The sequence below is a fragment of the Paenibacillus sp. FSL K6-0108 genome (assembly GCF_045040695.1).
Lineage (GTDB): Bacteria > Bacillota > Bacilli > Paenibacillales > Paenibacillaceae > Paenibacillus > Paenibacillus pabuli_B.
This window is the reverse complement of sequence record NZ_CP150288.1, coordinates 817,412-829,964: the sequence shown is the minus strand read 5'-3', so window position 1 is coordinate 829,964 and position 12,553 is coordinate 817,412. Positions and strand designations below refer to the sequence as shown.

Below are 12,553 nucleotides of genomic sequence, written 5' to 3'. Positions count from 1 at the left end.
ATTCATTTTATTAAACATCTGAGAGACAATCAACCTATAACTGATAAAATATGTTGTGTCGTTATCCTTGTCCTTCGAAGTTAAGTGTGCGGACCACATACCAAGTAAGAGGCCGCTCTTCTCCGCAATCACGGAAAGGAACGGCTATTCACCATGTCAGGCCGCCCAGATTGGGCTGTAACGACGCCTAAGGGCGTGTCCGGTATTCTTCTGCCTTTTCCTGCATGCCCGCTGCCACGGCCTCATTCTCGGACAAGCCTTTGTCTGCCGCAAAAGCACGAATATCCTGCGTAATACGCATGCTGCAAAATTTCGGCCCGCACATGGAGCAGAAATGAGCTTCCTTGGCCCCTTCGGCTGGCAACGTCTCATCGTGGTAGGACAGCGCACGTTCCGGGTCCAGCGACAGGTTGAACTGGTCGCGCCAGCGGAACTCGAACCGTGCCTTGGACAGCGCATCGTCCCGCAGCTGGGCACGTGGGTGACCTTTCGCCAGATCAGCGGCATGTGCAGCGATTTTGTAGGCGATTACCCCTTCCCGCACATCATCCTTGTTGGGCAGGCCCAGATGTTCTTTTGGCGTAACATAACAGAGCATCGACGTACCGAACCAGCCGATCATCGCAGCCCCAATTGCCGAGGTAATATGGTCATATCCTGGTGCAATATCGGTTGTCAGAGGACCCAGCGTATAGAACGGCGCCTCCTTGCAAATCTCCATTTGCAGATCGACATTCTCCTTGATCTTGTGCATCGGCACATGTCCCGGACCTTCAATCATCACCTGCACATCATGCTTCCAGGCGATTTGTGTTAGTTCACCAAGCGTAGCCAGTTCCGCCATCTGGGCTTCATCATTCGCATCGTAGATGCTTCCAGGGCGCAGTCCGTCTCCGAGCGAGAATGCCACGTCATACCTTTTCATAATCTCGCAGATTTCTTCAAAATGGGTATACAGAAAATTCTCCTGATGATGCGCAAGACACCATGCTGCCATAATGGACCCACCCCGAGACACAATGCCCGTCATACGTTTGGCGGTCATCGGAATATAACGAAGCAGCACGCCTGCATGGATCGTAAAATAGTCCACACCCTGCTCTGCCTGCTCTATGAGCGTGTCACGATACAAATCCCAGGTCAGTGCTTCGGCTTCCCCATTGACCTTCTCCAGCGCCTGATAGAGCGGTACTGTTCCGATCGGCACAGGAGAATTGCGGATGATCCATTCGCGGGTCGTATGAATATCCTTGCCTGTGGAGAGATCCATCACCGTATCCGAACCCCAGCGTACCGCCCAAGTCATCTTCTCCACCTCTTCCTCGATGGAGGAGGATACCGCAGAGTTTCCGATGTTCGCATTGATCTTCACATGAAAATGACGCCCGATCAGCATCGGCTCACTCTCCGGGTGATTGATGTTTGACGGCAGGATCGCCCTGCCGCTCGCCAGCTCCTGTCGCACAAACTCCGGCTCTACGCCCTCACGAATGGCGGCGAACTCCATCTCCGGTGTGATCAGTCCCTGCCGTGCATAATGCATCTGGGTCACACAGCGCCCTGCCTGTGCTCGCAATGGTTTGCCACGCAAGCCCGGATACACCTCGGCTCCAGCTCGCTTCCCTCCCGGTTTCAAGCCGTTATCCTCCGGTTTTACCGTTCGTCCCTGATAGGCTTCAACATCTTCACGCTCCGTAATCCAGCGGGTACGAAGCGCTGGCAGTCCTGCCCGGATGTCGGCATGAAATCCGGGATCGGTCATCGGTCCGCTCGTATCGTAGACACGCAGCGGTTCGTTATGCTCCACCCCTTGGGGAGTGTTCGTGTCATGAAGGGCAATTTCACGCTCCGGTACGGCAATGTCCGGTCGCGAGCCCTGAATGTACACTTTACGGCTGCCCGGGAAGGGCTGAACCCGTCCGGCCGTACCTTTTTCCTTTGCCAACTGCTGATCCTGTTTGTCCTGTCCCATCGCTTCTTGTCCCGTTTGATTCCCTGTGCTCATCGCTCTTGTCTCCTCCTCATTGGTGGTTGCCTGGATTGTACTGCCTGTGCACAAGACCAAATCATCCACAACATAGAAAAAGATAGAGCGACCATACGACAGAATATAGGGACATGCAATTCAAGTAATACAGACAGTCGAAGCAAAAGGTCTTCGCCCCATGCCCGCCATCGGCTCCCCGCTCTCATCCAAAAGCATCTCTGGCACCGGCTTCTGCCTGTTTACTGTATAAAAAAGCCGGTTCCCAAGGGAACCGGCTTATGTCCATCACCAATAACGTACCTTATAGAGACTCCTTGGTGGAGCTATCCATATCCATAAGTTACATCATATGGTGTTCGTGGTCGTATCGCCGATTACTTCCCTACGCTGGTATGATCCAGATCAGGTGCAAAGGGTCCGGAATCTCATGCGATTCCGTCTCAGTCCGGACAATTCGGACTCCCCCAGTAACGTTAACAAGTTGCAGCATCGTAGCCGCAGATTCATATGCAATTCTGCTGACCCATTTGGGCCCTCCATTACAGAGTAGCGCAACCGAAACATAAAAACAACCTTTATATTCCAGAATATAAAATCAGGATAACATAAGTCCCATCTGCGCAGCAGCTTCCTTCAGCACAGGTGCGTATTCATGCAACGTCTCCTGCGAGAGGCGACTAACAGGCCCAGATACGGACAGGGCAGCAGCAATGTTGCCTTTTCGATCCATGATCGGTACAGATACGGCCGCGGCTCCCGGTTCACGTTCCTCGTAACTTGTTGCGTAGCCATATTCCAGAATGTCTTTCATCTGTGCCAAATATACTGCGGGATCAATAAATACAGGCCATTCCGGTCCATTCATCAGATCTTCGCGGTCCTCTTCGGTGGCAAAAGCCATCAGCACTTTGCTCGACGCTCCCACGGATAAAGGTAGTCTGACGCCCACCGGAGCCACACGACGAATCGCCTGATCACTCTGCACGGCTTGAATCCGAATCCGCTCACTACCGTCTCTCAGGTATAAGCTCACCGTTTCACCCAGTCGATCTCTGAGCCGCTCCATTGCAGGAAGAAGCAAAATGGCCGGATCATCGCTGCGAGACATATGGGCAGACAGTTCCCAGATGCGTATGCCGAGTCGATATTTCTCGGTGGCTGCATCCCTGATCACGAACCCTTTGTCCTCCAAGGTAGCCATCAAACGATGGACTGTACTTTTGTGCAGACCGATCTGACTGGCAATTTCCGTGAGTCCCAGATCACTGCGGGTGGTAAAACACAATAATATATCCAGCGCCCGTTCCACAGCCCGGACGGTTAGCTTTCGGTCTTCCATGGCAAGTTGCCCTCCTCATGTTTCATCACATGAAACTTGGTTACATAAATTATATGAGAAACGGTCTCATCTGTAAACCAAAAAGCGCCATTTAGGGCAGGAATAATTGTAAATATTTTCTTTTTATAAATTAGAATCCCCTGCATTTTGCACCCTAAGGAAATGATACCCATATATCTTCAGAACTATATAACAATTGCGTAACAAATGGCCTCAATCAATTGACTTTGACTATATTGGAACATACGATAAAGATATATTAAATTAAGATTTTGCTTCATATGTAGTCAGAAAAATCATTTATCCGCTCTGTTCGTCTCGTTGTTATCTTCATTTGATTTTTAAAGGAGGGGCAATCATGTATCCGACATCCCAGAGCGAAGCCCCGCTGCAAACGAAAGTGTCCGATCTGCCTTCTTCGTTATCACCGAGGCTGATCCGGTTCAAACATATTGTCGTGGCGTTGCTGCTCTCCGTTGTATTTTTTCTGCTCTTTTGTTTCATTGCACTACACGGTTATATTGCCTGGGTGTTATCCAATCCAACCGTAGCGCCTGTTTTCTCCAATCCCATGCAGGCGAAAAATATGAAGTATCAAGATATCACGTTTCCGGCAGCAGACGGCAGTCGGACGATGCAAGGCTGGTATATTCCAGCTGATGATAATGCAAACAAAACGATCATATTCAGCCATGGATATGGTGCGAATCGTGAAGAGACCTGGGTACCGATGTATGATCTGGCCCACTATGCTCACCAGCTCGGATTTAATGTGGTGATGTTCGATTATGGTTTCGCTTCACAGGTGAACAAGGCTGTCGCCACAGGCGGCAAAGCCGAGTCCCAGCAGCTGCTTGGTGCAATCCAGTTTGCGAAGCAGCGCGGAGCTCAGGAGCTTGTTGTATGGGGCTTCTCCATGGGTGCAGGTACAGCCCTGCAGACTGGGCTTATTACCAAAGATGTGGATGCCATGATTTTGGACAGCACGTTCCTGCTTGAGCCGGATACGCTGTATCACAACATCCATAATCAGATAGATCTTCCGCGGCAGCCTACGCTGGAGATTATGAACCTGCTGTTCCCGGTTCTGAACGGGACCGGACTGCAGCAGATCCCGTATCAGGAAGTCAAGAAGGAGGATTATCCTTTCCCGATTTTCTTCATCCATGGTACCGAGGATGAGAAAGCTCCTTATCCGATTGCGGAGCTGCTCGCTGCCAACCAGACCAATCCGTATTCCGACGAATGGATTGTGGATGGCGCGCATCATGAGCTGATCTTCCGGGAGCATCCGAAGGAATATCTGCGCCGTGTCTCCACATTCCTGAGTCATGTGACCAAGACGAGCAGTGATGATGTGGAAAATACCAATACCGGAGAATCATGAAGATTCGGTTATTCAAGAGCCCCTATGGGGCTCTTTTTTTATGTACACATAGGACAACATGCCTGAAGAATATACTTTTGGGACGTAATCAATGGCAGGTCTAACTTGTAAAGTAGAAATTGAACGTACCGGGCGATCCAATTTTATTCCTGCTGCTGGATTTGAATTCGAATTCATCTGAACGGAGGTTTACCGCTTATGAATTGGTATGGATATGGGCATCTGCTGCCCCTGCGGGTACTCGAAGAAGTCCGTTTCTGGAAAGAGCAAGAGAAGGAACATACGATTGTCATTCGTTCATTGGTTCCTGATCTTGAACCCTCTTATGTCGAATGGCTTGCGGAATGGGAAGCGATCTTTGAGAATAGCGAGCGAGTCGCGAATCAACTGATCAAACAAATACTGCCCGGAACCCAGCCCCCCGCTCCCTACATCATCCGCTGTATTGAACAGCTCGTGGCGGCTGCCTGCGCACAATCGCGGGAATTCATTAGACAGCTGTACATCCTGCTGGAGCAAAGTACGGCTGTGCAGCAGGTGGCGATTGCCAAATTGGTTATCCTGCATTTCATTCGTGAATCCGAGTATTTCCTGGGGGTCCTTGAAACGCTGAAACAGTCTGGAGCTATGCGAGATTCGGTCTCTGATTCAACTTTTTCACCGGAACATTTCCTTTATACCTCTGAACAAACAGCTGATTCCAACGTACATGTCGCTTCAGCCTCCCTGTCTGGACAGTCCTATCGTGAAGCTGTAGAAGAATCATCCAATGCTGCGGGAAAAGCCAACAGCCCTACTCCAGCGGTACAGACACAATCTTCAGCGGCTGTTCCGTCTCCTAATGCAAACTCAGAAAGTACATCCAACTCTACCGCAGCGCCAGTCAAAGAGAAACCTGTACCAATTGGCGGACACACACTGCCACCCCTACCCTATGCCTACAATGCGCTGGAACCGCATATTGACGAAATGACGATGCGCATACATCATGACAAGCACCATCAATCCTACGTGGATGGACTGAACACGGCTGAGAAAAAGCTGGCAGAATCGCGGAAAAAGAATAATTTTGAACTCGTCAAACATTGGGAACGTGAACTCGCATTTAATGGTGCAGGCCATTACCTTCATACGATCTTCTGGACAATCATGAATCCCAAAGGCGGAGGCAAGCCCTCCGGTATGCTCGCAGAGCAGATCAAGCGGGATTTCGGCAGCTATGAAGCGTTCAAGAATCAATTCACCGAAGCCGCCAACAAAGTGGAAGGAAGCGGCTGGGCCATGCTGGTTTGGAGCCCGCGGGCGCACAGATTGGAAATTTTGCAGGCGGAGAAACACCAGAATTTATCTCAGTCCGATATCGTACCTCTTCTGCCGCTTGATGTTTGGGAACACGCCTACTATCTGAAACACCAGAATGAACGCAAAAAATATATTGATGACTGGTGGAAGGTTGTGTACTGGCCAGCGGTGGCGGAACGTTACGAAACTGCGCGCAAGCTGTTATGGCCGCCTTATTAGGATTCTCGGGCTAGTATACCATCGGGGAGTTCTGGAGGGCATTGAATCCATGGTGCCATATGTTGATGTAAAAAAAGAGATATCTCCAGCCGAATGACTGAAAGATATCTCTTTAAGTTTGAATACAACCTATTTACTTGCGGATAGAAGCTGCCTGAATCGCTTCATAAGCCCAATGTGTGGCAGGTACATCCGACCACTGTCCTGCCGCATTCGTTTCAGCTTGAAGACCAATCAGCTTATTCAGCATTGTAACAACTTCAGCGCGGGTTATCGGCTGACTTGGACGGAACGTGCCATCCGTGTATCCGGTAACGACTCCTGCCGAACTTAATTGTTCTACTGCTTGTTGCGCCCAATGCTCGTTCACATCGGTAAATGCTATCGATGCAGCAGTCATCTGATCAGATGTTAATAACGGCTGTAACACGACAGCCATTTCCGCGCGGGTAATCGCTTGATCCGGCTTAAAGCTGCCATCTTTATAACCTTGAACTGAACCGGATTGAGCTGCTGCTAATATAGCCGCCTGTGCCCAGTGGCTGGATGTAACATCTGTAAATTCATGACTTCCCTTAAGAGTAGATGTTCCCAGAATACGCGTGATTAATGTTGCCATTTCCGCACGAGTTACATTACGCTCTGGTCGGAAACTGCCATCCGTGTACCCCTGAATATAAGGTTGTGCTTTCAATGTGTTGTCTGTCCAGTCTCTGACCTTAACAATGGAGAATGTACTGAATTTGTTTACTTCAATCTCGACGCCTTGCTGATGATTACCGTTTAGGGTAACCCGTTTGCCGTGTACAAGCTCCTTCGTCCCATCACTATGCTCAATATATACACCTAGCTCCTCAGATTTCACACCTGCAACCTGATTAACATCTAAAGGCAATATTAGCGTAACAGGTCTGCTCTGTAGATTCGTTTCGATTGTCATTGGACGTCCGATGATCTGGATATCCGTTGTACCTACGAATTGGATGATCGACTCATTCGCCTGTGCTCTCGTTTGGATCTCTAAACGTTGGGATTCCTTCTTCACTGGTACTAGACGGAAATAAATATGATCTGTGCGTCCGTTCAAGGAACTCGCCGGAATGATAATCTTCACATTAGGATTGGAAATAACCAGATCCACTCCTTGCTCAGCCAGCATTGCTGACGATTGTGGAGGGAGGTTCAGATCCCACTGCGATACTTCATCTTTTGCGTCTGGAATCAAGACAACCGCTGTGCGGGAGCCTGTCTGTTTCAATTGGTCGATAATGGTTTGCGTTCTACTCTGATCAAGAAGAAGTTCATCCTTAATCGTACCATCTGTTCCTCGAGTACGTTTAATCTCCAAGGAAGCGATCGTTGAAGATTGATCCCCATTCGCTACATCCACTTTGATTACTTCTTTCTGTGGAGCTTGTGGAGTTGTTGGGTTTACAGGAGTAGGAGTAATAACTCCCCCACCTCCCCCATTACCTGGCGTTTCTGGATTGGAAGGAGTTATGTTAATCTTCACTGAATTAGAAATTCCATATTCGGATACGCCATCTTCATATACAGCTCTAACAGCGAAAATATATTTTTCGCCTTCTCTAAGATCATTAATTTCCCAACTACTATTCAAAATATTAGAAGTAACAAGTACCCATTGTGAAGGATCTACTGGTGCTGACGAACCTTCGTACATATAGACCGAAGCTGATCCGTTCATGATTGGATCCCAAGTTAACGTAACCTTTTTCTCACCTTTTGTTGCCACTACATGCTGTGGTATAGGAAGGTTCGGGTCTGGGTCTGGATCTGGATTAGATCCACCACCATTATTATTCTCCTCTTGCGGGATCACCACGTTAGATGCAACATAATCTGAAATTTCTTCATCGGAAGCATACGATCTAACTGCAAACACATAAGAATCACCATTCGTCAGCCCACCGATATGTCCATCGATGTAACTGTCCGTCACATTTGTCCACAGATCCGGATCCTTTGGTGCCTCCGTACCTTGGTACATATACACGCGATAATCTAATTCTGGCTCTGTAGTCCATTCAATGGCAACCTGACCATCACCAGGTTTAGCCACTACATTTTGTGGAAGAGGAGTTGAGTTTGCAAGTGTTGAATATCCCCGATCTCCCATGTTCTTGAGCTGACCATTCTTATCTTCTACCGCCAGGAACACTCGGTACCAAGTGTTCTCGTCCAATCCTGTGAACAAGAACGATTTTTCTTCATTAGCTTCTAGATCAACATAAGATAGATTAGCTAAGGCATGTAATTTAGTATCTTCTTCCGACTGTCCTACGATTTCCTCATCATATAATTGATTGTCAAAATAAAATCTACCAGCTTCATTAAGCTTCACCGTAACTTTAGATGTGGACTGAGTAACTGTTCCGTACATAGGATATGGATACAGATAACCTATTGTTGGATCGGGCAGTGGTGGAGTCGGTGCATTCATAAGCTTGGAGGAACGCAAGATCGGATACCCATCATTGATCCTGTTACGAGTTGTCCAAACTCCATCGAAATCCCATCCACTGAAATTAGATTGTTGTTTCATCTGCTCAGTAGTAAGACTCGCTGCATAATTAGAACCATTCTGCTGGTTCGTACTACTCTTGGCTAAATCGTAGTAGTTATTAGTAAAGATAACTTGATTCTCTGGATCATTCAGATTACCAATGACTGACCCTATCGTCTGATCATCAATGGGTGATGACGAGTTATCAGGAACAGTGATATCCATAGACGCAGCCATATAATTATTTTGAATATTGATTAATGCGGAAGTTGCTCCACTATCACTTTTCACTTCACCAATCAGTCCGCCAATGGCTTCAGCAGAAAAATCATTATCCCCTGTAGCATGAGATCTCACTGAACCAACCACATAGTTATCCGCAATAGTGTGGCTAAGTTCATAATTAAGTTGGCCAATCAAACCGCCTACCTGGTAGTTTCCCGTCACCTGTCCTGAAGCGTAGCTCTGACGAATGAAATTATCATTCGACTCTCCGATCAGTCCACCTATAGCCTCATAACCATTCACTGTACCTTCAGCAGCATTTGCAATGATTGTGCCCTTATTACTTTCTCCAAAAAGTCCCCCGAGTGAGTCGCCATCCTCACCTAAGGCAATTACCGCAACATTAGTGCTGTTATTTATATATTCACTTTCGTCCGATAAACCTGAAATACCGCCTACTCTCATATTCCCTTTTATGTTTCCACTGATATGCACGCCTTCAATGCGTGAATCAACAATATCCCCTGCAAGTCCACCTACACGAACATTCCCTGTAAACAAAACGTCGTTTAATACAAGATTTTTAACCTCAGCACCTTGTAATAAAGAGAACAGCCCCACATAGTTCTGATTCTCATCCGTCGTTTTCAAACCGGAGATTGAATAACCATTCCCATCGAACCTGCCTGTAAAAGGCATAAGCTCATCTTCTATCATTTCAGCAATTGGAGTCCAAGATCCTCCGTTCAAAAACGTGCTCATGGCTGCTTCAGAAATATCATTCTTCAGCTTGTAATTACCGTTTAAATCTTCTCTTACACAATAGAGCTCTTCAGGCGTACTAATGAGCCTCCATTCAACATCATCAGAATCCGTTTCCGTCATTTCATAGCAACTCTTGGCCTGAACGACGCCTTGTTGAAACACCACTGGCAGCATACCGAAGACCATAAGGAACGATAATACCACGACCCCTATTCGTCTCAGGAGCCTGGAGGGCTTCTGGTGATCCTTTTTTCGCATGTTCGAATCTTCCCTTCTCTTTCTGTTGTAGGGAGATTATACCTATCAGCTCTGAACGGATTCTGAACATTGATCGGCATTTTTCGTGAAAATATGCCTTTTCTCGCATCTTCGCAAAACTACTTTCAAATAAGCATGCTTCTTCCCGTGCAATTTGTTGTTCAGCGGGCGCGCCTGAATCGAATAATCCAAATGCAGATACAAAAAAAGCAAGCCTCTATACCAGAGACTTGCTTATCATTTGAGGCCCACTATGCAGCGCGTTTACCTTAGGAAGCGCAGCCTTCACAGGCAACATAGTTGTCGCCAACCTGTTTGCTAATCGCGATCAGATCGCCCAGCTTGATATCTTCTTCACCTGTAAATTCAAGATCAGCGATACGCGCAACGATCAGGGCAGCTGCTTCTTCTTTACTTGTAGCCATTTGGCTGAATTCAGACTTTTCGCCTGAAGAAACAACCTCATATTCAAATGTATATCTCAATGTTTCCATCTTGGCACTCTCCTTCCGAAATCACATCATATCATCTATATTAACCAATTCCAAGTGTCCTCCCACGATACTAATCGTAGCGCAATTTCATCTGTTCTGCCGTCTGTCTGACAGTTTCCCGATCCACGGTCAACACACGGCTCGTCTCCGCTTGGGGAAAACGCTGACGCAGTGTACGTACCAACGAAGCAGTATATGCCGCCGCAGAAGGGACACCTGCCAGTTCCTGCAAACTCGCCATCGTTCCGGGCCGAACATCCGGGTAACCTTCGCTGGCACCGTCTGCTGCATCCTGATAGAACTTACGCACGTCTGCTGCCAATTCGTTCCCCTGTCCTTCCACAATAATAAAGGCAGTAATGATATAAGCCTTGGCCTGCCTGCGCTGGGCAATACCACAGAATTTCAGTCCACCTACACTAACATCATAATCACCAGGACAGAAGGCGCCTTCGATCTCCCCCGTACGCGCTTGACTCGACCATGGTGTTAGCGATTCAGCGATAAGTGAAGCCATCTCCCGGAAATCATCATGAATATTGATGGCACGTCCCGGGTTAGGCAAAATTAAAGACACGTTAACCACCCCGGGATTCAGGGGAACTGCTGCACCACCGGATGGACGAACGCAGACCGCTGTTCCCTGGCTTCTAATGCGTTCCATCGCTTCTACCGCCTGAGGCAGTCTTCGATCCCGCAGCCCCGCTACAAAGGCATCTGAATGCCGCCAAATGTGAGCAACGGGCAACTGACCTTCTCCCACCCGGCGGCACATAACTTCTTCCCAAGCAAATGCTTCAAGCACACTGCTCCCTTGCCGCAGCAGCGGTGTCTCCCATATCTGGAGACGCAAGGATTGATTCAACTGCATCTGCTGCTCTGCTCCCGGCGATCCGGGTTGGTCTGAATTGGACGATACACTCATATATGATAGCCTCCGACTAAACTAATCTGAATGAATTGAAGTAATTACGTGATCCTTATGTATCCCCATGAATGCAAAAGTAATATATAAATAAGCCGGTTCCCCAGGGAACACGGCTTATTCATGAATGCTTCTGGCTTGTCCAACGAATGGACGGAGCCAATCTTAATCTTTCACCAGCGACAGGAACTCGGCACGTTGTGCCGGGTTGTCACGGAAAGAACCGCGTACGGCAGACGTTACCGTCTTGCTGCCCGGCTTCTTCACACCCCGGGAACACATGCACAAGTGCTCGCCTTCCACGACGACCATGACACCGTTCGGTTCTACCGCTTCAGTCAGAATATCGGCGATCTGTGAGGTAATGCGCTCCTGAACCTGCAAGCGGCGTGTAACTGCCTCCACCAGACGGGCCATTTTGCTCAATCCCACAATCTTGCCGCTCGGCACATATCCAATGTGCACCTTGCCGAAGAAAGGCGCCATATGATGTTCACATTGGCTGTAATAGACAATGTCCTTCACAATGACCAGCTCTTCATGATTCTCGTCAAACGTCACACCAAGTACATCACGCGGGTCCACTTCATACCCGCCAAAAATCTCTTCATACATCCGGGTTACGCGTGCAGGCGTTTCTAACAGCCCTTCCCGCGTACTATCCTCACCGATCAATTGCAAGATCTGCTCAATGTGATACTCGATCTTCTCCCGATTGTCGGATACTTTTGAATTCAAATAATCTTTAACGCCAGCCACTGCCAAACGCCTCCTTTCGAACCACATGCTGTAAGCAGCTATTCACTTCAGCATTATGCATAATGCTCGCTCACAGCTATTATTTTCGGCGGCCCGAGTTTTTACGCGCAGGATGTTGTTGCGGCTGAGGCATCTTCGCGCCTGGCTGCTGGTTCTTCATCATCTGCTGGGCGCGCTGCATTTGCTTGCCATTCAGGTTATAACCCATTTGCTTCGCCATCTTCTGGAGCATGTCGGGATCACTTTGCATTTTCTCAAGTTGTTTCCGCAAGTAGTATACCCCAATGAAAAATCCTCCGACCAGACCAACAATCAATGTAATAATCGGTATTGCTATTTCCATCTCTTAGACACCTCTGTATGCAA

General features: G+C 48.1%; 9 protein-coding genes and 1 riboswitch. Of the genes, 2 read left to right on the top strand and 7 right to left on the bottom strand.

Going from position 1 to position 12,553, the window contains the following annotated elements; translation table 11 throughout:
• Positions 1 to 187: 187 nt before the first annotated feature.
• Positions 188 to 1,972 carry a phosphomethylpyrimidine synthase ThiC gene (thiC, locus tag MHB49_RS04030; protein ID WP_405157035.1) on the bottom strand — a complete coding sequence of 595 codons (1,785 nt, stop codon included), beginning with the start codon at positions 1,970 to 1,972 and terminating at the stop codon, positions 188 to 190.
• 377 nt (positions 1,973 to 2,349) lie between these two features.
• A riboswitch (TPP riboswitch) is annotated at positions 2,350 to 2,463 on the bottom strand.
• 119 nt (positions 2,464 to 2,582) lie between these two features.
• Complete coding sequence (locus tag MHB49_RS04025) at positions 2,583 to 3,326, bottom strand: IclR family transcriptional regulator (RefSeq protein WP_247900652.1); 744 nt, start codon at positions 3,324 to 3,326, stop codon at positions 2,583 to 2,585.
• Between the two features lie 358 nt (positions 3,327 to 3,684).
• Here MHB49_RS04025 and MHB49_RS04020 point away from each other — a divergent pair, with 358 nt between their 5' ends.
• Together MHB49_RS04020 and MHB49_RS04015 are read left to right on the top strand one after the other, a co-directional pair.
• Positions 3,685 to 4,713, top strand: coding sequence for an alpha/beta hydrolase (locus MHB49_RS04020; protein WP_405155125.1), 1,029 nt, complete (start codon positions 3,685 to 3,687; stop codon positions 4,711 to 4,713).
• 198 nt (positions 4,714 to 4,911) lie between these two features.
• Positions 4,912 to 6,234 (top strand): Fe-Mn family superoxide dismutase, encoded by a 1,323-nt coding sequence (locus MHB49_RS04015; RefSeq protein WP_405155124.1) that lies wholly within the window; start codon positions 4,912 to 4,914, stop codon positions 6,232 to 6,234.
• Between the two features lie 133 nt (positions 6,235 to 6,367).
• Here MHB49_RS04015 and MHB49_RS04010 read toward each other — a convergent pair whose 3' ends face one another.
• The 5 genes from MHB49_RS04010 to MHB49_RS03990 form a co-directional block, all read right to left on the bottom strand.
• Positions 6,368 to 10,009 carry an S-layer homology domain-containing protein gene (locus MHB49_RS04010; protein WP_405155123.1) on the bottom strand — a complete coding sequence of 1,214 codons (3,642 nt, stop codon included), beginning with the start codon at positions 10,007 to 10,009 and terminating at the stop codon, positions 6,368 to 6,370.
• Between the two features lie 269 nt (positions 10,010 to 10,278).
• Positions 10,279 to 10,503 carry a hypothetical protein gene (locus MHB49_RS04005; RefSeq protein ID WP_095293207.1) on the bottom strand — a complete coding sequence of 75 codons (225 nt, stop codon included), beginning with the start codon at positions 10,501 to 10,503 and terminating at the stop codon, positions 10,279 to 10,281.
• 70 nt (positions 10,504 to 10,573) lie between these two features.
• On the bottom strand, positions 10,574 to 11,428 hold the full coding sequence (locus MHB49_RS04000) for a biotin/lipoate A/B protein ligase family protein (protein WP_405155122.1): 855 nt from the start codon (positions 11,426 to 11,428) through the stop codon (positions 10,574 to 10,576).
• A 165-nt stretch (positions 11,429 to 11,593) separates the two neighbouring features.
• Positions 11,594 to 12,187: a GTP cyclohydrolase I FolE gene (gene folE / locus MHB49_RS03995; protein WP_076290489.1), complete on the bottom strand. Its 594-nt coding sequence runs from the start codon at positions 12,185 to 12,187 to the stop codon at positions 11,594 to 11,596.
• Positions 12,188 to 12,266: 79 nt separating this feature from the next.
• Positions 12,267 to 12,530, bottom strand: a complete 264-nt coding sequence (locus MHB49_RS03990; RefSeq protein ID WP_076290490.1) for a YneF family protein — start codon at positions 12,528 to 12,530, stop codon at positions 12,267 to 12,269.
• Between the last annotated feature and the right edge of the window lie 23 nt (positions 12,531 to 12,553).